The sequence below is a fragment of the Chitinophaga chungangae genome, from assembly GCF_017742215.1.
GTDB classification, from domain to species: domain Bacteria; phylum Bacteroidota; class Bacteroidia; order Chitinophagales; family Chitinophagaceae; genus Chitinophaga; species Chitinophaga chungangae.
The window spans coordinates 1,541,519-1,561,691 of record NZ_JAGHKP010000001.1 but is presented as its reverse complement, the minus strand read 5'-3'; the positions used below and the strand labels follow the sequence as shown (position 1 = coordinate 1,561,691).

General features: G+C 54.8%; 13 protein-coding genes. 9 read left to right on the top strand and 4 right to left on the bottom strand.

Annotated features, from left to right (window positions below; translation table 11 throughout):
- Nucleotides 1-207: 207 nt before the first annotated feature.
- A complete protein-coding gene (locus tag J7I43_RS06555; RefSeq protein WP_209144466.1) occupies nucleotides 208-2,442 on the top strand; it encodes an FUSC family protein in 2,235 nt (744 codons plus the stop codon).
- Nucleotides 2,443-2,450: 8 nt separating this feature from the next.
- Here J7I43_RS06555 and bshC read toward each other — a convergent pair whose 3' ends face one another.
- Nucleotides 2,451-4,064, bottom strand: coding sequence for a bacillithiol biosynthesis cysteine-adding enzyme BshC (gene bshC / locus J7I43_RS06550; RefSeq protein WP_317197062.1), 1,614 nt, complete (start codon nucleotides 4,062-4,064; stop codon nucleotides 2,451-2,453).
- Nucleotides 4,065-4,286: 222 nt separating this feature from the next.
- Here bshC and J7I43_RS06545 point away from each other — a divergent pair, with 222 nt between their 5' ends.
- Together J7I43_RS06545 and J7I43_RS06540 are read left to right on the top strand one after the other, a co-directional pair.
- Nucleotides 4,287-6,572 carry a glycosyltransferase family 4 protein gene (locus tag J7I43_RS06545; protein ID WP_209144462.1) on the top strand — a complete coding sequence of 762 codons (2,286 nt, stop codon included), beginning with the start codon at nucleotides 4,287-4,289 and terminating at the stop codon, nucleotides 6,570-6,572.
- Between the two features lie 5 nt (nucleotides 6,573-6,577).
- Nucleotides 6,578-7,603, top strand: coding sequence for a glycosyltransferase family 4 protein (locus J7I43_RS06540; protein WP_209144460.1), 1,026 nt, complete (start codon nucleotides 6,578-6,580; stop codon nucleotides 7,601-7,603).
- A gap of 80 nt (nucleotides 7,604-7,683) precedes the next feature.
- Here the strand turns inward: J7I43_RS06540 and J7I43_RS06535 are convergent, their stop codons facing one another.
- From J7I43_RS06535 to J7I43_RS06525, 3 genes are read right to left on the bottom strand one after another with little or no spacing between them, the layout of a single operon-like run.
- Nucleotides 7,684-9,147 carry a glycoside hydrolase family 130 protein gene (locus J7I43_RS06535; RefSeq protein WP_209144458.1) on the bottom strand — a complete coding sequence of 488 codons (1,464 nt, stop codon included), beginning with the start codon at nucleotides 9,145-9,147 and terminating at the stop codon, nucleotides 7,684-7,686.
- Nucleotides 9,148-9,175: 28 nt separating this feature from the next.
- Complete coding sequence (locus J7I43_RS06530; RefSeq protein ID WP_209144456.1) at nucleotides 9,176-10,453, bottom strand: glucose-1-phosphate adenylyltransferase; 1,278 nt, start codon at nucleotides 10,451-10,453, stop codon at nucleotides 9,176-9,178.
- A gap of 9 nt (nucleotides 10,454-10,462) precedes the next feature.
- Complete coding sequence (locus J7I43_RS06525; RefSeq protein WP_209144454.1) at nucleotides 10,463-11,884, bottom strand: glycogen synthase; 1,422 nt, start codon at nucleotides 11,882-11,884, stop codon at nucleotides 10,463-10,465.
- 125 nt (nucleotides 11,885-12,009) lie between these two features.
- On the opposite strand from J7I43_RS06525, the gene J7I43_RS06520 reads away from it, so the two are divergent.
- From J7I43_RS06520 to J7I43_RS06495, 6 genes are read left to right on the top strand one after another with little or no spacing between them, the layout of a single operon-like run.
- Nucleotides 12,010-12,915: a DUF72 domain-containing protein gene (locus tag J7I43_RS06520; protein WP_209144452.1), complete on the top strand. Its 906-nt coding sequence runs from the start codon at nucleotides 12,010-12,012 to the stop codon at nucleotides 12,913-12,915.
- A 42-nt stretch (nucleotides 12,916-12,957) separates the two neighbouring features.
- The gene (locus J7I43_RS06515) at nucleotides 12,958-15,879 is read left to right on the top strand and encodes an FAD-binding and (Fe-S)-binding domain-containing protein (RefSeq protein WP_209144451.1); all 2,922 of its coding nucleotides are present in this window, start codon (nucleotides 12,958-12,960) and stop codon (nucleotides 15,877-15,879) included.
- Between the two features lie 52 nt (nucleotides 15,880-15,931).
- Nucleotides 15,932-17,209 carry a PQQ-dependent sugar dehydrogenase gene (locus J7I43_RS06510; protein ID WP_209144449.1) on the top strand — a complete coding sequence of 426 codons (1,278 nt, stop codon included), beginning with the start codon at nucleotides 15,932-15,934 and terminating at the stop codon, nucleotides 17,207-17,209.
- Nucleotides 17,210-17,223: 14 nt separating this feature from the next.
- Complete coding sequence (locus J7I43_RS06505) at nucleotides 17,224-18,633, top strand: DHA2 family efflux MFS transporter permease subunit (RefSeq protein WP_209144447.1); 1,410 nt, start codon at nucleotides 17,224-17,226, stop codon at nucleotides 18,631-18,633.
- Nucleotides 18,634-18,658: 25 nt separating this feature from the next.
- Nucleotides 18,659-19,486: a glutamate racemase gene (gene murI / locus J7I43_RS06500; protein ID WP_209144445.1), complete on the top strand. Its 828-nt coding sequence runs from the start codon at nucleotides 18,659-18,661 to the stop codon at nucleotides 19,484-19,486.
- 55 nt (nucleotides 19,487-19,541) lie between these two features.
- Nucleotides 19,542-20,075, top strand: a complete 534-nt coding sequence (locus J7I43_RS06495) for a ferritin (RefSeq protein WP_209144443.1) — start codon at nucleotides 19,542-19,544, stop codon at nucleotides 20,073-20,075.
- Nucleotides 20,076-20,173: the final 98 nt, after the last annotated feature.

Below are 20,173 nucleotides of genomic sequence, written 5' to 3'. Positions count from 1 at the left end.
CAGCGGTTTTCTGCGATATGGCAACTACCGGTAATTTAATCCCGGTTGCCTAAATAACGGCGTTTATTTATACACACCTGGGGATAATTTATACACCTACACCCTCTAAAAGATATAGTATCTTACTGAAAATGAGCGCAATGTAAAAGTTATATGCATTACAGCCATAACGCATAAATAAGCACTGATATTTGTAATTTTGTCGCAATGCAAGAACGTTGGACCAAAGAAGCGAAAGCCTTTATTTTCAGTTACCATTTCAGCAACGGACTTCGCACCACGCTCAGCGTGGTAGTTCCTTCCCTGATCTTCGGCCTCATCGGCCACCTCGAAACAGGCATCGCCATTTCGATGGGCGCGCTCTGTACGGCCCTGGCAGACGTTCCCGGCACCATCATCCATAAACGGAACGGCCTCATCATCAGCACTATCCTTATTTTCATCACCGCCCTGGGCACGGGGCTGCTCCTGTCTTTCTGGCCGCTGCTTACGGTCTGGGTGGGCATTTGCAGCTTTTTGTACAGCATGCTGCTCATTTACGGCAACCGCGGCGGCAATATCGGGCTGGGCTGCCTGCTCGTGATGGTCAGTCTCATGGCCGAATCGTATACCCCGCGCGAGGCCATCCAGGTGAGCTTCCTTATCCTCAGCGGCAGCATCTGGTACGCCCTGCTCGCGCTGCTGCTCTGGCAGATCAGGCCCTACCTCACCGTGCAGCAAACGCTGGGCGACTGCATCCAGCAAACGGCCAAATACCTTCGCTTGCGCGCCGATTTTTACCGCCCCGAAAAAGATATTACGGACACTTACCGCGACGTGCTCGCCCAGCAAGTGATCGTCAACGACAAACAGGAAGCCGTGCGCGAGCTGCTGCTCAAAATGCGCTCCGCCCAGCAGGGCACCTCCAGCATCAGCAAAAGCATGGTGCTTATTTTCCTCGACCTGGTAGACATGTACGAACAGATCATGGCCTCGCAGATCGATTATACCGGCCTTCAGAAAAGGTTTGCCGGTACGCCGGTGATCACCGAGTTGCACCACGCCATTCTGCAATACGCCGAAGAGCTGGACAATATCGGCATTGCCGTAAGCGCCGCGCAGCGTTCCCTGCCCAAAGTGAACCTGAAACTGGAGCTCGAAAAAAGCAAACGCGCGTTCAAAACCTACCAGTCCTCACTGCCAACGCTGAAAGAGCGCACCGACCTCATTCATTTCGAAAGCATATTCGACAACCTGCAGCACATCTCGCAGCGCGTGTACAACATGCACCGCCTCACCCGCCTAGAGCGCGTGAAAGACGCGAGTTTCGACCACCAGCTGGAGCTGAGCAAGTTTACCACCCGCCAGCAGTACGACCTCACCACGTTCATACACAACCTCACGTTCGATTCCCACATCTTCCGCCACGGCGTCCGCACCGCGCTGGCCATGATGACCGGCTTCCTGCTGGGGCAGGCGCTGCACCTGAGCCGGGCTTACTGGATCCTGCTCACTATCGTGGTGATCATGAAACCAGGTTTCAGCATGACCAAAACGCGCAGCTACCAGCGCATCGTGGGCACGCTGATCGGGGCGTTTTTCGCGGCGGGCGTGCTTTGGTTCACGAAAGACAATACGGTTATTTTTTTCCTCATGCTCGTGTGCATCCTGGGCGCGTACAGCTTCCAGGCGTATCATTATGTTACGAGCGTGGTGTTCATGACGCCGTTTATCGTGTTCCTGCTGCACCTGCTGTACCCGGCGGATTTCCAGAACGTGACGCAGCGCGTGCTGGACACACTGATCGGCGGGGGCATCGCATTTGCGTTCAACTACATTTTCTGGCCCAGCTGGGAGTTCCGGTTCCTGCCGGATTACATGGTAAAAACCATCTCGTCCAACAAACAATACCTCACACAGGTGATGAACCTGTATACGGACAGGCCTTTCAGCCTGATCGCTTATAAACTGGCGCGTAAAGATGTGCATGTGACCACGGCGAACCTTACCTCGGCGTTCCAGCGGATGCTGAGCGAGCCCAAAAGCAAGCAGAAATACGGTTCGGAGCTGTACCATTTCGTGGTGCTGAGCCATTCGCTGGCCTCGCATATCGCGCAGCTGAGCGCCTACGCGCTGCAGCACCGGCTTAAATACAAACGGCCCGAGTACAAGGACATTCTATTGTTCCTGCTCACCATCATGGACCAGATCGAGCAATATGTGACGGTGGGCGCGCGCATGGCGGACCCGGAGATACCGGCGGCGTTCCACAGCCTGGAAGACCGGCTGGAACACCTGCTGAAGCTCCGCCAGGAGCAGATCAACCAGGGCCAGGGGCATACGCAGGAAAGGGAGGAAATGCTGGAGATCAAACATGTGCGCGACCAGTTCCAGGCGCTTTTCACGGTGCTGAAAGACATGAAAAAAGCGGCCGTGCATGGCGCGGAGATCATCAACAGTTAAGCTGCGATCTATATTTCGGAGATCACCATCAGCTGGTCCGTTACCGGGTTGATGGCTTTCAGTATGTCGTCGAAGTAAGACGGCCCGTACTGGGCGAAATAAGGGATGAAGTTTTCCTTGCGCTCCTGCAGCGAGTTGCCGGGGAAAAGGCGGTCTTTGACCGTCCTGATCTGGTCCGTCTGCCACTGGAATTTCTTTTTCTCCGCCCGCAGGAACTTGTGCTCCAGCTTGCCGATCGATTTGATGGCGCGGCTGCGCTCCGCGTTTACGGCGGCAACAAGGGTGATGTCGATAGAACGGGCTTTTTCTTCCAGTTCGTTATATAATTTTTCCACCGCGGCATACTCGTCTTTTAACACAAGAGAGGCGTTGGTATGTTCGTGCACGAAACGGTTCACCAGCAACTCGGTATCTTCGAACAGCGCCACCGGCGAAATGCCCAGCTTCTGCAGGCGGCTTCCTTCTTCCTTCCGCACCCACAGGAACGAGTTGCGGAGTAACACTACCGGGTACGGCACTTTATGATGTCTGAAGAGGTCTTTCAGTTCCAGCCAGTAGGCCACTTCGCCCCCGCCGCCGATAAACGCGATGTTGGGCAGGATGGTTTCCTGGAGTATGCCGCGGAGGATCACATTGGGGCTGAAACGCTCCGGATGGGCGTGCAGTTCGGCCCGCAATTCGTCCCATGTGAACGACAACGAAGTGTGCAATATCTTCCACACATCTCCCTCCTTTACAATACGTTCGCGGATATTACCCTTTAAATAAAAAAGATTTATTTCCCTCGGCGTCGCTTGTACTTTGTAATGTTCCGCCAGCCGCGCGATGGTTTTGCCTACGATGGCCTCGGAGCTTTGTTCGCGCAGTTCTTCCTCCATAACGGGGATCAATAGCCGTTTGAACGCGGGATTGTCCGGTATCAGCACTACCACGCCATAACAGCCGAACAGTTCGTTCACGAGGTACAACGTGGCTTCCTGGATGTTTTTATGCTCCAGGTAGGCCTTGCGCAGGATGTCCAGCAGCTGCGGCGCGTGCGGCATATAACCCGTAACGGCCTCTATCTCCTCTATCAGCTTTTCCAGCCCCGAGGTAAACATGCGGCCTACGGCGCCCGTCTGGTCCGTTTCCCAGGCCAGCTTGCGGCCTTCCAGGTTGATGGAGCCCAGCTCGTCCAGGTCCGCGTCTTCGCTTCCCATATAATAGACCGGCACAAAATGATTGCCGGGGTGCTGCCGTTGCAGCTCCTGTGCTAGTTTGACAGTCTGGAGAATTTTATATACAAAATACAGGTAACCTGTAAAGATGTTCGGCTGATGCGCCGTGCATACGGTAAACGTGTTGGTGGCCTGCAAAAGCCCGATGTTCGCGCGCACTTCCTCCCTGATCTCCATATGCCCGTACTGCGCGTACAGGGTTTCTGCCAATATGTCCCGGCGGACCGGTTGTGCGGCTTTCAACAACATTGCTTTGCGGAAATCCGGATTAATAGGGTTATATTCGTAAAAATTGCTCAATGGAGTTCGTGCAGCAAGAAAATCCGCTATCAGCGGGCTGCAAAAACCGGTTCCGGCAAAAGGCAAAGTATGATAATTAACTGCTGGCAATATCTGTTGAGTCACAAAGTCGTATTTTGAAGACACGAAGATAACCCGAAACTACATTATTCCCATCCTGTTAATATTACCATTTATCACAATTCATTCTTCGATTGAGGAATGACCGTTACGCGACGTCCACAATTTTTCACGGCACCAGATTTGCAAATGTTCTATGTCCTTCGGATGTTCGAATCCCGCCCCTGTACCTCGCAACAAAAAACAATAGCTGAAAATTTTTATCTTATGAAGATTGCGTATATAGCCTCTTATTTTCCCCGTGAGTGTGGAATTGCAACATTTACCGAGCATTTGATAAAAGCGGTTTGCGGTGGTACAGACGATGCGCCGGAAGTATCCGTTATTGCTATGAACGACGACGGACAGGTGTACGATTACCCGCCCGAAGTAAGCTTCACCATCAGGCAGAACCATATGCAGGATTATCTCGATGCAGCCGATCATGTAAATACCAGCGATGTAGACCTGGTGGTGGTCCAGCACGAGTTCGGCATATTTGGCGGGGAAAGCGGCATATACCTGCTTCCTTTCCTGCACCGCATTAAAGTTCCTTTCCTGGTTACTTTTCATACCGTGTTAAAAGAGCCTTCCTTTTTGCAGAAAAGCGTGGTGCGGGAAATTTCCCGTCATGCTTCGCGCGTGATCGTGATGAGCCGCCTTGCCATTTCTTTCCTCGAAGACATTTACGAAGTGCCCGCCGATAAAGTGATGCTCATCCCGCACGGCGTGCCCGATTTCGAAAAATTGTCCATTCGTTCCGACGTATTGCCGGAGGCCCTGCGCCAACGGAAAGTGATATTCACTTTCGGACTGCTGAGCAGGAACAAAGGCATCGAAACGGTGATCAACGCATTGCCGGCGGTGATCGGTCATCATCCTGACGTATTGTACGTAGTGGCCGGCAAAACGCATCCTGCGGTGATCCGGCACGCGGGTGAAGAATACCGGGAAAGTCTTCATGCGCTGGTAACAAAACTGAAGCTGGAAGACCATGTGTTGTTTGTGGACAAGTTCCTGACGGAAGACGACCTCTTCGCCTACCTTACCCACAGCGACATTTATGTAACTCCATATCTTAGTGAAACCCAGATTACCAGCGGCACCCTCACATATGCACTGGGTGCGGGGGCCGCTGTTCTTTCCACGCCGTACTGGTATGCGAAAGAATTGCTGGACGAAGGCCGCGGCCAGCTTTTCGGGTTCGCGCAACACGAAGAGCTGGGCTCGCTGATCCGCAACCTGCTGGACGAACCGGAAGCGCTCGACACGCTCCGCTCCCGCGCCAGCGAATACGGCCGCGAGCTGCAGTGGAGCAGGATGGGCGCACGTTACCGCCAGCTGGCCCGTAAAGTGCTCAGCACGCCGAGGCCCGCTTCCGTGAACAACCGCCCCCTGCCCGACGTAAGCGCTTTGCCCCCGCTAAACCTGACGCATATACGCCGTTTGACGGACGATACCGGCATCGTGCAGCACGCCAAATACGGCATTCCCAACCTGAAAGAAGGGTATTGCCTCGACGATAACTCCCGCGCGCTGATGATGATGCTGATGGCGCAGCCGCACCGGAAGAACAAGGAAAACCCGGACCTGCTGCCCATTTACCTCAGCTTTATTCACTACATGCAAACGCCGGACGGCAATTTCCGGAACTTCCTGAGCTTCAGCCGCCAGTACCTGGACGAGGTAGGCTCGGAAGATTCTTTCGGCCGCACCGTGTGGGCGCTCGGTTATCTCGTGCGTTACGCGCCCAACAACTCATACCGCGAGTTCGCCACCGAGCTGTTCCATAAATCGACCCGGCATTTCGCGGCGCTGGAGCACTTGCGCGGCCGCGCCAACGCCATCATCGGCGTATGCCATTACCTTGGCTACCATCCGTCGGACGAAGGGATGTTCGCCGTGCTGGACAACCTGCTGCAACCCATGCTGGAAGCCTGGAGAAATAACAGCAACGAAGAATGGCGCTGGTTCGAAAAAGATATGACGTACGACAATGGCATCCTGCCGCTGGCGCTGTTCCACGCCGCGGAGCTTACCGGCAACGAGGAGCTGCAAACCATCGCGCTGGAAAGTTTCACCTTCCTGGAAAACCTCACGATGCACCGCGGGTATTTTGCGCCGGTGGGCAACGAAGGCTGGTATTGTGAAGGCGGCGACTGCCCGCTGTTCGACCAGCAGGCGATCGAAACCATGGCCATGGTGCTGCTGTACCAACAGGCACACGCCGTAACGGGCAACCGCTCGTACCTGCAAAAAATGTTCACCTGTTATAACTGGTTCCACGGCGAAAACGCGCTGCGCATCCCGCTGTACGATCATGAAACGCACGGCTGCTGCGACGGCCTTTCGCCCGCGGGCGTGAACCGCAACCAGGGCGCCGAAAGCACGCTGGCTTATTTCATCTCGCACATCGCGGTGCTTAAGAGCCTCGAGATGGTGACCAGGCAGGAAAAACCCGTCAAAACCGCCATTATCACCACCACTACCGGCATGGTCAGTAAAATCAGCTGAAGGAAATGAAAATAGCGGTACTCTCCCCCGTTGCATGGCGCACGCCGCCGCTGCATTACGGCCCGTGGGAACAAATGGCTTCCAATATCGCCGAAGGGCTGGTGGCAAAAGGTTGGGACGTTACGCTTTTTGCCACCGGCAATTCGCTGACCGCCGGTAAACTCGAATCCATCTGCGAACAGGGTTATGAAGAAGATAAAAGCCAGGACGCGAAAGTGCTGGAATGCCTGCACATCAGTCACCTGATGGAACAGGCGGACCGGTTCGACATCATTCACAATCACTTCGATTTCCTCCCGCTGACTTATTCAAAGCTGGTCCGCACGCCGATGGTTACCACCATTCACGGTTTTTCTTCCCCTCGCATCGTGCCCGTGTACAAAAAGTACAACGACACGGGATATTACGTGTCCATCAGCAACGCAGACCGCAGCCCCCAGCTGCGTTACGCCGCCACCGTGTACAACGGCATCGATCCTTCGGGGTTTGATTTTGTGGATAACGCGCAGGACTACCTGTTGTTTTTCGGGCGCATCCACCCCCACAAAGGCACCCGCGACGCGATAGACATTGCGCTGCAAACCGGCCACCGGCTTATTATTGCAGGCATCGTGCAGGACGAGGCGTATTTCAGGGAAAAGGTGGAACCGCTCATCGACGGGCAGCAAGTACAGTTCGTGGGACATGCCGGGCCTGAGCAGCGCAGTCATTTACTGGGCCATGCAAAAGCCCTCCTCCACCCGATCTATTTCGACGAGCCCTTCGGGCTGAGCGTGGCGGAAGCCATGATGTGCGGCACGCCCGTGATCGCGTACAACCGCGGCTCCATGCCCGAACTGATCCGGCACGAAAAAACGGGATTCCTCGTAAAAGATATCAATGAAGCGGTAAAACGGACCGGCGACCTCGGCAAGCTGCACCGCCAGACCTGCCGCGACCATGCCATGGCGAAGTTCAGCATGCAGAAGATGGTAGACGATTATGTGAAGGTGTACGAAAAAGTATTGATGCAAACCACGATACTCCCTTAAGTCATCCGTCATAAGCATAAACATAAGGGCGCAGTTGTAATACACAGCTGCGCCCTTTCATCATTTTATGGAAGTTCCTGTCATCCTTCCCGTACTTTTTCCAGCAGCTCGTTCAGATGAACGGTGGCGAAGGAAGAAGCGTAGTCGGATAAACCGTATGGAATGATCAGTTCGTTGTTATGGATCAGCGAGCCGCAGCTGTAGAGCACGTTTGGCACATAACCTTCGCGCTCGTCCTTATTCGGTACTACCAGCGGTTCTTTCAGCCTCCCGATCTCAATTTTGGGATCGTCGAGGTCTAGCAGAGTGGCGCCGAGGCAGTAGGTGCGCATGGGGCCAACGCCGTGGGTGATCACCAGCCAGCCTTCCGGCGTTTCGATGGGCGAGCCGCAGTTGCCGATCTGCACGAATTCCCAGGGATATTTCGGCGTTTGCAGTATCTCGGGATTTTCCCAGATATTGATCTTATCCGAATACATGATGTAATTATTGAGCCCGTCGATGCGGCTCATCATCGCATATTTGCCGTTGATCTTACGCGGGAACAGCGCGAGGTTCTTGTTCTGTGCGCCTTCGCCGTACAGCGGCATGATCTTGAAATGATAGAAGTCGCGGGTCTGCAGCAATTTCGGCTGTATGGTCACCCCGTCGAAGGCGGTGTAGGTAGCGTAAAAGGTCACGCCGCTGGTATCGCCGGTGTATTTTACGAAACGCGCGTCTTCTATGCCGCGGCTTTCCGCTTCGGAATATGGGAATATCACGCGGTCGGAAATATCGGTATCGAGCGAAAAATTGATCTCGTAATAAGAATCGGCCAGCCAGAGCATGCGCTCGAGGTTGCGTTTCAGCAGGTGGTCTACCTGGTAACGCTGCTGCATATCGCGGATGAGCCTTTTCAGCGCCACGTACTCGAACGTGTCCGGCAGCGAGCTGCTGATCTCGCGGATCACGGAATCGGGCAGTTTGATGGAAACGGCGTTCTGGAAAAAGACGTTTTTATGGTAAACGGTGTTGCGGATAATGTCCGGTTCGTCTACATAATTCCCCGCCGGCACCACGGTGATCTCGTTAAAACGGTTGATAATGGCCTGCCTGAACACGATGGAACTGACGTGCCCCTCGCCTACCGCCCGGAAGCTGAGCACCACGCGTTTTTCCCCTTCTTCCAGCCCGCTCTGGTCCACATCTTCCACGATGGAGGGGTTGAAGAACGCGGCGGATTCGATGGAAAATTCATTGGTGAAAAACGAACCGATCAGCAGTTTGCGCCGCTGGCTCAGCTCGTCGTAGTCGATCTTGAGCGCGAGGAAAAGGTTCCTGAGTTTGTCTGCATGTCTCTCAAATATGCGGGTAATGTTGCGGTGGCGCCTCGAGAAATTCCGGAGCAGCGGGGTGAGTTCCTTTTCCACATCCTGTTCCGACATTTCCATCACTTTGAGGATGATGCCTTTCGCACGGGCGTCGCCGTTAAAGAAGAACCTTGCCACCACCCGTTTGAGGTCCGGGTTGATCTTGATCTGTTGCCGCTCTATAGGAATTCTCATATACCAACAATTTTAAGACATAAAACATTCATTCGAGGCACTGGAAGCCGTCTGGCAGTACCGCTCCTTTCTTCACAACAACAATGCCATCCTTCACCGTGTACTTTTCAAAATCGCCGTCTTCCAGGTGTTTGCCCCCGTTTATACGTACGTCGTTTCCGATGCAGGCGTTTTTATCGATGATCGCATTGTTGATATAACAGCGCTCGCCGATGCCGATGGGCGGCCGGCCTTTGCTGCGGGCGTTGTTGATCTCGTCCAGCGTTTGGTAGATATCGTTGCCCATCAGGTAACTGTTGCTGATAGTAGTGCCTTTCCCGATACGCGTGCGGATGCCTACCACGCAGCGTTCCAGCCGGCTGGCGTTGATGATGCAACCGTCTGCTATCACCGTTTTTTCCAGCGTGGTGCCGGATATTTTCGCCGGGGGCAGCATGCGGGCGCGGGAAAAGATCGTGGTGGCGTCGTCGAAAAGATTGAACTGCGGAATATCGTCCGTAAGGCCGAGATTGGCTTCGAAAAACGAAGAAATATTCCCGATGTCGGTCCAGTAACCTTCGTACTGGAAGCTCAGCACTTTATGTTTGTCGATGTTGTTGGGGATGATCTCCTTGCCAAAGTCCGTCGCTTCCGGGCTGTTGGCCAGCAGGTCGAACAGCAGCTGTTTGTTGAAGATGTAGATGCCCATTGAAGCCAGGTAGATACGCCCTTCCCGCTGCATTTCCGGGCTTACTTCGGAACTCCAGTCCGGCAGCAGTTCTTTTTTCGGCTTTTCGATAAAAGAGGAAATAAAACTGTCCTCGTTGGTTTTGAGAATGCCGAATTCAGTGGCCTCGCGCCCATGCACGGGAATGGTGGCAATGGAAATATCGGCGCCTTTGTCGATATGATGTTTGATCATTTCCCGGAAATCCATCTGGTACAGCTGGTCGCCCGAAAGAATGAGCGCGTACTCGAACTCGAAATTCTCGAGGTGCCGCAGCGTTTGCCTGACGGCATCCGCCGTTCCCTGGAACCAGGTGGGATTGTCCGGCGTTTGCTCCGCCGCCAGTATGTCCACGAACGCTTTGCTGAAATGGCTGAAGTGGTACGTGTTTTTGATGTGTTTGTTGAGCGAGGCGGAGTTAAACTGCGTAAGCACGAAAATACGGTGCAGGTCTGCGTTGAGGCAGTTAGATATGGGGATATCGACGAGGCGGTATTTTCCGGCCACGGGCACGGCGGGCTTGGAACGGCTGCGGGTGAGGGGATAAAGCCTTGTACCGGCTCCGCCGCCAAGAATAATGGAGATCACTGCGTTAGACATAACGTTCGTTTATTTTAGGCTGGTGTATAGATCGATGTATTGTTGTGCTGCCTGGTCCCAGGAATGGTCGCGCTGCATGGCGGTTTTCCTGACCTTTGAAAATTTTGTTTTGGTGCCGTAGAGTTCCAGCGCGCGGCTGATGGCGTGTAATACGTCTCCCGCCGAGGCATGGATGAACCGGATGCCGGTGCCGCCTTCGTCGCCGAAATCGGTCACGGTGTCTATCAGTCCGCCCGTTGCGCGCACGATGGGGATGGTTCCGTAACGCATGGCGTACATCTGGTTCAGGCCGCAGGGCTCCACCCGCGAGGGCATCAGCAGGTAATCGGCGCCGGCGTAAAGCTGGTGGCTGAGCGCTTCGTTATAACCGATATACACGTTGAAATGTTCGTCTGCGTACGCGCGGGTTTGCTGCAGCATCCATTCGGTGTGCGCGTCTCCGCTGCCCAGCACGAGGAAGTTCAGCTTGCGCGGATGTTCCGCCAGCGCCCTGCCGATGATCTCCGGCAGCAGGTCCGCCCCTTTGTCTCCCACCAGCCGGCCGATGAATACGAACAGCGGCAGCTCCGGGTCCAGCTCGAAGGTTTCGCAAAGCGCCGCTTTATTGGCCTGTTTGCCTTTCACCACGTCCCTGATCCCGTATTTCGCGGCGATCATCGGGTCTTTGGAAGGGTTCCACACTTTGTCGTCGATGCCGTTGAGGATGCCTCTCGCCTTTCCTCTCTCCGCGCTCAGCAACGATTCCAAGCCATTGGCGCTGTGAAACAGCTCTTCCATGTAGCTGGGAGACACGGTGTTGAAGTGCCAGCAGGTTTTAATGGCCGCCGCCAGCGGGTTGATGGCGCCGTTCCAGTCCAGCATGCCGCTTTTCCACAGGTCGAACGACGGGATGAGGTACAGTTTGTCCCAGCCGAACTGGCCCTGGTATTGGGCGTTGTGAATGGTGAGCACCGTGGGAATGTCTTTCAGGCGTTTGTATTTATAGCCGTACTGCGTCAGGAACGGGATCAGGCTGGTATGATGGTCGTGGCAATGGATCACATCGGGCTGATGCTGCCATTCGTTGAGCCAGTCCAGCACCGCCACCTGGAAAGCCAGGAAACGCTCCGTATCGTTCAGGTACCCGTAAACGCCCGCCGTGTCGAGCAGCCCGGGAATGTCTACCTGGTAAAGGTCGAAACCGAGCACGTTGGCGCTTTCTTTCCAGACATTAAAGTGGTACCAGTCGTGCCCTACCCACAGCCCTCCCTGGTGCACCAGCTCGAACTGATGCTGCCCGTTTTCCCTGAAAGCGGTGCGGTACGCGGGCATCACCACCTTGGCGATAGACCCGGCTTCGTACTGGTATTTGGGCAAAGCGCCCACCACATCTCCAAGGCCGCCTACCTTGGCGACCGGGTAACATTCCGCGCTAACGTGTAATATTTCCATACTGCATATAATTTAAACCGATAAAGCCACAATTCAAAGGATCGTTAATAAAATTATGAAAACAACACATTCAGCCCCAGGTACAAAGCAGGTTTTTGTTGCCCGGAAAAATAATACATTGCAGGATGCAGTTCGGACGGCAGGATCTCAGCATCCTCAACAACATCGATTTCAAATTACCCGCGGAGCCTGCTTTTAACGGCGAAGTGCTTTGCGGCAAACCCGCGGCGGCGCCCCAGGTGAGGCTCGGGGCCACCAGCTGGAACCGGAAAGACTGGCTGGGCGGGGTATTTCCCAAAGGCACGAAAGAAAAAGACTTCCTTTCCGAATATTCCAAACACTTCGACAGCGTTGAGCTGAACGCCACGCATTACAAGATCTATCCGCCCGAAACCATCCGCGGATGGGCCGAAAAGGTCAATACCCCCGGTTTTCGCTTCAGCCCCAAAGTGCCGCAAAGCATCAGTCATTATTCAAACCTGGTGAACGCCCGCGACCAGACGGACGCATTCCTGGAAGGCGCGCTCGCCTTCGGCAACAGGCTGGGGCCTGTTTTCATGCAAATGAGCGAAAGTTTCGGCCCCGCCCGCAAAGACCTGCTGTTCACCTACCTGGCCTCCCTGCCCAAAGACCTTTCCTTTTTCGTGGAATTGCGGCACCCGGACTGGTTTGCAGACCCGCATCACAGTTCCGCGCTGTACCACAACCTGCGCAACCTCGGCATCGGCCTGGTGATCACCGACACGGCCGGCCGGCGCGACGTGGTGCATATGCACCTGCCCGTGCCCCGGGCCATGATCCGGTTCGTGGGCAACAGCCTGCACCCGACAGACTACCAGCGGGCAGACGATTGGGTGAACCGGCTGGCATACTGGCTGGCCAACGGGCTCCGGGAAGCCGATATTTTCATGCATATGCACAACGATACGGCCGTTCCGGAAATGGCGGTTTATCTCGGCGAAAAGCTGGAAGCCGCTACAGGCCTGAAGATCAGGAAGCCGTACCTCCACCGGGGAAATACCCTCTTTTAGGGCCTATTTTAACAGTCTGGTGAATGTATTAATTTCGCCCCCATGATCAAGCGAGAATTGCTGGAAAAGCTCGGCCGGGAATTACAAGGCGAATTGTATTTAGACGACGTAATGCGTACCCTGTACGCCACAGACGCTTCCGCTTACCGCGAAATGCCGCTGGCGGTGGCCATCCCTGAAAACGAATCGGACATCAAGACCCTCATCCGGTTCGCCCGGGAGCATAAAACTTCGCTCATCCCGCGTACGGCGGGCACTTCGCTGGCAGGCCAGGTGGTGGGAGACGGCATTATCGTGGACGTTTCCAAAAAATTCACCCGCATCCTGGAGATCAACACCGAAGAACGCTGGGTGCGCGTACAGCCCGGCGTGATCCGCGACGAACTGAACCTTTTCCTGAAACCATACGGCTTTTATTTCGGGCCGGAGACATCCACCGCCAACCGCGCCATGATCGGCGGGATGGTGGGGAACAACTCCTGCGGCTCCAATTCCGTAGTGTATGGCAGTACCCGCGAGCATTTATTGTCCGTAAAAGCCATCCTCAGCGACGGCAGCGACGCGGCTTTCGGCACGCTTACGGCGGACGAGTTCCACGCCAAATGCGAGGCCAACGACGGGAAGCTGGAAACGGCCGTGTACCGGCAGATCCGCACGCTGCTGGGCAATGCGGACAACCAGCAGGAGATCAGGAAACAATTCCCCAAGCCGGAGATCCTGCGCCGCAACACCGGTTATGCGGTGGACATGCTGCTGGAAACGGCGCCCTTTACCGCGGGCGCGGAAGATTTTAACTTCTGCAAGCTGATCGCAGGTTCCGAAGGCACTTTGGCGTTCCTTACCGAGATCAAACTGAATATTTCCCCCGCACCGCCGAAAGAAGGCGGGCTGCTGTGTATACATTTTAATACCATCGACGAATCGCTGCGGGCCAATATTATCGCCATGCGGTACAAGCCCAGCGCAAGCGAGCTGATCGATCATTTTATCCTGGAATGCACGAAAGACAACATCGAGCAGCGGAAAAACCGCTTTTTCGTGGAAGGTGATCCCGGGGCGATACTCGTGGTGGAATTTCTCCGCGATACGCGTGAAGAAGTGACGGAAATAGCGGAAAGACTGAAGGCGGAACTGAAAGCCGCGGGGCTGGGATATCACTTCCCGCTTCTTTTCGGCGACGACACAAAAAAAATATGGACGCTTCGCAAAGCGGGACTGGGTTTGCTTTCCAACCTTCCCGGCGACGAAAAGGCAGTACCCGTGATCGAAGATACGGCGGTGGCGGTGGAAGACCTTCCCGCTTACATCGCCGAGTTCAACCAGATACTCGAAAAATACGACCTGTTCTCCGTTCACTACGCTCACGCCGGCAGCGGTGAGATACACCTTCGCCCGATCATCAACCTCAAAACGGAAGAAGGAAACCAGCTTTTCCGCACCATTGCGGAAGAGATCGCCACGCTCGTAAAAAAATACAACGGCTCGCTCAGCGGCGAACATGGAGACGGCAGATTGCGCGGCGAGTTCATCCAGCAGATGATCGGCCCGAAAAACTACCAGCTGCTGCGCCAGGTGAAATACACCTGGGACCCGCACAACATCTTCAACCCGCATAAGATCGTAGACACGCCGTCTATGAACAGCAACCTGCGTTACGAGCCCGGCAAAAAAGCGCCCGACCTGCAGACCATTTTCCACTTCCCGCACCAGACCATCCTGCAGCATGCGGAACAGTGCAACGGCTCCGGCGACTGCCGCAAAACGCACCTCAGCGGCGGCACCATGTGCCCGAGCTACATGGCCACCCGCAGCGAAAAAGACACCACCCGCGCGCGGGCCAACATCCTGCGCGAAGTGCTCACCAATTCCACCAAAGAGAATAAGTTCGATTCCAAAGAAATATACGAAGTGCTCGATCTTTGCCTCGCCTGCAAAGGCTGCAAATCCGAATGCCCTTCCAACGTAGACGTCGCGAAAATGAAAATGGAGTTCCTCCAGCATTATTACGACGCCAACGGCATCACCCTGCGCACCTGGATGATCGCCAATTTCAGAATGCTCACCAGTTTGGGCGCCATTGCGCCGGGCATTTACAACTGGCTGGTGAAAGGCGATCTGTCCGGCAGGCTGATCAAACGTTTCTCCGGTTTCGCCGCAGACCGTTCCATGCCTACTTTGGAAAAGAAAACGCTGCGCAAATGGCTGAAACAAAACCCTCAGCCCGTTACGCAGGAACGGAAAGTGTACCTGTTCTGCGACGAATTCACCAATTACAACGACACCCACGTTGGCATCAAAGCCGTGAACCTGCTGCGCAAACTGGGCTACGAAGTGATTCCCGTGGAGCACCCGGAAAGCGCCAGGGCATTGCTTTCCAAAGGTTTCCTGCGTAAGGCTAAAACGATCGCCGAAAAGAACGTGAAAATATTCAGCCGCCTGATCAGCGAGCAAACCCCGCTGGTAGGCATTGAGCCCTCCGCCATCCTGGGTTTCAGGGACGAATACCCCGACCTGGTGAGCGACGAACTGCGCGAAACGGCCAAACAGCTCGCCAAAAACGTGTACATGGTAGACGAGTTCCTTTCCATCGAAGCGGACCTCGGCCACATCCGCAGCGAGATGTTCAAACCCGCCGACAAAAAGATCAAACTGCACGGGCATTGCCAGCAAAAGGCGCTCAGCACCGTACAGCACAGCAAAAAGATATTGAGCCTGCCGGAAGGTTATTCCGTAGACGTGATCCCTTCCGGCTGCTGCGGCATGGCCGGCTCGTTCGGTTACGAGAAGGAACACTACGATGTGTCTATGAAAATCGGCGAACTGGTATTGTTCCCCGCCGTCCGCAATGCCGCGGAAGGCACGCTGATAGCGGCGCCCGGCACCAGCTGCAGGCACCAGATCAAAGACGGTACCGGCGCAAAAGCGCAGCACCCGGTGGAGATCCTTTACGACGCGCTGATATAAACGCTTTGGCAGCATAATTGCGGGACGATTGCAACACCAATCGTCCTGCATTATGAAACCCACATTCCGCATTCTATTTATTGCTGCTGTTACGACGGCCGCCTGCAATAACGCGGCTAAAAAAGTAACGACAGACAGCACCGCCATAGAACCTCCCGCGGCCGTAGCGACGGGAGACAGCCTGCCCCCACCCTACGCTACCGATACCGTTCGCAACAACAGCACCGTTGTAGGCTGGCCCGAAGGCAAAACGCCGCTGGCCCCCGCCGGTTTTACCGTGCAGAAATTCGCCAAAGACCTGAAAAATCCCCGCTGGCTGTACGTGCTTCCTAACGGCGACGTGCTGGTGTCTGAAGCCAATAAAAAACCCCGCAGCCCCAGCGCGGACCGTATTACTTTATTCCGGGACAGCAATGGCGACGGCCTTCCGGATCAGCGGAACGTATTCATGAGCGGACTTAATTCCCCCTTCGGCATGCTGCTGCTTGGCGACAGTTTTTACGTGGCCAATATGGACGGGCTGATGGTATTCCCTTACAGAAACGGCGCAACGGAGATCAAAGACAAAGGCAGGAAACTGGTGGAACTGCCCGTCGGCGGCTACAACAATCACTGGACGCGCAACATCGTGGCGTCTAAAGACGGGAAAAAGATCTACATCTCCGTCGGGTCCGGCAGCAATGTGGCGGAACATGGCATGACGAACGAGATACGCCGCGCCAACATCCTCGAAGTGAATGCAGACGGCAGCGGCGAGATCGTGTATGCGTCCGGCCTGCGTAATCCCGTGGGCATGGACTGGGCGCCTGGCACCAACACTTTGTGGACGGTAGTGAACGAACGCGATATGCTTGGCGACGACCTCGTGCCCGATTATCTTACCAGCGTGCAGCGCGGCGGTTTTTACGGATGGCCCTATTCTTATTTCGGGCAGCATGAAGACCCGCGCATTCCGGAAACAGCGAAAAAGCCCGACCTGGTAGCAAAGTCCATCGTGCCGGAACTGGGCCTGGGCGCGCATACGGCTTCGCTGGGACTGGTGTTTTACACGGGCAATACCTTCCCTGAAAAATACAAAGGCGGCGCATTCATCGGCCAGCGCGGTTCCTGGAACCGTTCCGTGTTATCGGGTTACAAAGTGGGATATGTGCCGTTCAGCAATGGCAAACCCGCAGGTAAAATGGAAGATTTTCTGACCGGTTTTATTTCCGACATGGAAAAATCGGAAGTGTATGGAAGACCGGTATGCGTGGCGGTTGCGAAAGACGGCTCGCTGCTGGTAACAGACGATGCGTCGAATACGATATGGCGGGTTGCGCCTTCGAGATAAAGCCCTTCAGCCACATGCAGCGATCTAAGGCAGGCATACTCGTCACCCTCATGCTGGGCACGCTCATGGCCAGCCTCGATTCCAGCATCGTGAACATCTCGCTGCCCGTGATGCAGGAGCAGTTCGGTGTGCGCATGGACGAAGTGCAATGGGTGGTAACCGCTTACATGATCGCATTTTCAGTGTTTATGCCGCTGACCAGCTGGCTGAAGAACCGCATCGGATTTTTTAACCTGTATGTGATCAGCCTGAGCATTTTTACGTTCGGCTCCCTGCTTTGCAGCATGTCCGAATCGCTGGAATGGCTGGTAGCCAGCCGCGTGATACAGGCCATCGGCGGCGGAGCGTTGCAACCTACCGTACTGGCGATGCTCACCTACATCTTCCCGCCTGAAATAAGAGGCAAAATGCTCGGCTGGTGGGGATTTGGCGTGGTATTAGGCCCGGCGCTCGGTCCAACGCTGGGCGGCATACTCACCCAGCATCTCGGCTGGCCGTCTATCTTCTACATCAACGTGCCCATCGGCGTGATCGCTTTTGCGATGAGCTATTATTTTCTCGGTTTTATGCGCCGCCAGGAAAAAGTGCGCCAATGGTTCGACACACCGGGCTTTTTATTGCTCACCGTTTTTCTTATTTCGCTGCAGCTGGGCATTTCGCGGCTGGAAAAAGACAGCGTGACGTTGTACGGCATCATCGCGTATTTTGCGGTATCGTTGTTTGCGCTGGTGTTTTTTATTCTTTGGGAACGCAACCGTGTGAACGGCATTTACGATATCAGGATCTTCCGCAACGTGCGTTTCGTTTCCGCCCTGATGGTCACCGCCGTGCGTTCCGCCGCATTGTTCGGCGGCGTGTTCCTGCTGCCTTTCCTTTTGCAGCGCCACATGCATTTCTCCGAAATGGACGCCGGGCTGCTGTTATTGCCCGGTTCCATATCGCTGGCCATCCTGATGCCCATCTCCGGCAGCTGGGTAGACCGTCACAGCCCGCGCGGCATTGTGGTTGCGGGTTTGCTGCTGCTGGCAGCCACCATGCTCCTATTTGGCCGTACAGACGCAGGCACGGCCGTGTGGATGATCATATTCACCATGTTCCTCCGCGGCGTAGGCCTTGGCTGCCTGAGCACGCCCATCACCGTAGCTACCGTCAATTCCGTAAAACCTTCGCTTATTACGCAGGCGTCGTCTCTCAATAATCTCGTGCTGCAGGTGGCGGGCGCTTCGGGCGTGGGTTTGTTGTCTGTCGTTCATCAGCAGGTGCGCGATTATTATCTCGGGCATCATTTCCCGGAAGACAAGGCGGAGCACATGGCCCTGCAATACGGGTTTACCGTTTCGGCCGTGCTGCTGGTGTGCGCCGTGTTGCCCGCTCTTTTTATTTCCCCGCAGAAAAAGCCCAAAGTGCAAACCGTTAGCGAGTAAGCGCGTAAATGCGTAATTTTACCGCATGGGGAAAAAGACAGGACCGATCGGCGTTTTTGATTCAGGTTATGGCGGGCTCACCGTGCTGAAAGAAATCGTAAAGGAATTGCCGCAATACGACTACATCTATCTTGGCGACAACGGGCGCGCGCCATATGGTATCCGTTCTTTCGAGACGGTTTACCAGTACACGCTCGAATGCGTGCAGCACCTGTTCGGCATGGGCTGCCACCTGGTGGTGCTGGCCTGCAACACCGCTTCTGCCAAGGCTTTGCGCACGATCCAGCAAAACGATCTGCCACGCATCGATCCCGAAAAACGCGTGCTGGGCATTATCAGGCCCACCACCGAGATCGTAGGCGATTACTCCAAAAGCAGGCAGGTAGGCATTTTCGGCACAACGGGCACCGTTAACTCACAAAGTTACCCCATCGAGATAGAAAAATTTTTCCCGGACGTAACCGTTTACCAGCAAGCCTGCCCGATGTGGGTGCCGCTGGTGGAGAACGATGAATACGACAGCGAAGGCGCGGATTTTTTCATCAACAAATACATCCGCCAGCTGATGGTGCAAAGCGAGGATATCGATACGATCGTGTTGGGGTGCACGCATTATCCCCTGCTGGCGGGCAAGATACAGGCGCATCTTCCGGCAAACGTAACCTTGCTATCGCAGGGGACCATTGCGGCGAAAAGCCTGGCCGATTATCTCAAAAGGCACCCCGAAATGGCCGCCAGGTGCAGCACGGGGGGCACGCGTTCTTTTTTCACCACCGACGACACCGAAACGTTCGACCGGCAGGCCGGTATCTTTTTTGAAGAACCGGTGCACAGCAAACATCTGCACCTTTAAGGTTTTCTTTCAAAATAATTCGTAATTTGATGCAAGACACCTAAAGAATCTATTTATGCTGAGTAAAACCATACAGGAAGCGCTGAACGCGCAAATCGGGCTGGAAGCCGCATCATCACAGGCCTATCTCGCCATGGCGTCCTGGGCAGACATACAGCCCGGCCTGCAGGGCGTGTCGGAATTTTTCTACAAACAGTCCGACGAAGAAAGGGTGCACATGCTTAAACTGATCAAGTTCGTAAACGAACGCGGCGGCTTTGGCATCGTTCCGCACCTGGGTCAGCCTATCATCACGTTCCAGTCCATCAAACGCGTGTTCGAAGAATTTCTCGCGCATGAGATCAAGGTGTCTGAAAGCATCAACGACCTGGTGCATATGGCCCTGCAGGAAAAAGATTATGCCACCCACAACTTCCTGCAGTGGTATGTATCCGAGCAGATCGAAGAAGAAAGATTGGCGCGCACGCTCAACGAAAAGCTGGAAATGATCGGCGAAGACAAGAGCGGCCTGTACCTTTTCGACCGCGACATCCTCAACTTCCGCATGCAGAGCAGCGGCGGTACCGGCGGCAGAGGCGGCAGCCATTGACATTCGATAAAAGATCTTCTGAACGCCCGGCACGCTGTTGCCGGGCGTTTCATTTTCCGCCGTTAACAAATCAATTACATTTGACACTCTGATGTTAA

Bases quoted from the DNA above. Each gene is read 5' to 3' on its own strand.
- J7I43_RS06535 (WP_209144458.1), bottom strand. From the start codon at position 9,147: ATGAGAATTCCTATAGAGCGGCAACAGATCAAGATCAACCCGGACCTC.
- murI (WP_209144445.1), top strand. From the start codon at position 18,659: ATGGGGAAAAAGACAGGACCGATCGGCGTTTTTGATTCAGGTTATGGC.
- J7I43_RS06545 (WP_209144462.1), top strand. From the start codon at position 4,287: ATGAAGATTGCGTATATAGCCTCTTATTTTCCCCGTGAGTGTGGAATT.
- J7I43_RS06525 (WP_209144454.1), bottom strand. From the start codon at position 11,884: ATGGAAATATTACACGTTAGCGCGGAATGTTACCCGGTCGCCAAGGTA.
- J7I43_RS06495 (WP_209144443.1), top strand. From the start codon at position 19,542: ATGCTGAGTAAAACCATACAGGAAGCGCTGAACGCGCAAATCGGGCTG.
- J7I43_RS06540 (WP_209144460.1), top strand. From the start codon at position 6,578: ATGAAAATAGCGGTACTCTCCCCCGTTGCATGGCGCACGCCGCCGCTG.
- J7I43_RS06555 (WP_209144466.1), top strand. From the start codon at position 208: ATGCAAGAACGTTGGACCAAAGAAGCGAAAGCCTTTATTTTCAGTTAC.
- J7I43_RS06530 (WP_209144456.1), bottom strand. From the start codon at position 10,453: ATGTCTAACGCAGTGATCTCCATTATTCTTGGCGGCGGAGCCGGTACA.
- J7I43_RS06505 (WP_209144447.1), top strand. From the start codon at position 17,224: ATGCAGCGATCTAAGGCAGGCATACTCGTCACCCTCATGCTGGGCACG.
- J7I43_RS06520 (WP_209144452.1), top strand. From the start codon at position 12,010: ATGCAGTTCGGACGGCAGGATCTCAGCATCCTCAACAACATCGATTTC.
- J7I43_RS06515 (WP_209144451.1), top strand. From the start codon at position 12,958: ATGATCAAGCGAGAATTGCTGGAAAAGCTCGGCCGGGAATTACAAGGC.
- J7I43_RS06510 (WP_209144449.1), top strand. From the start codon at position 15,932: ATGAAACCCACATTCCGCATTCTATTTATTGCTGCTGTTACGACGGCC.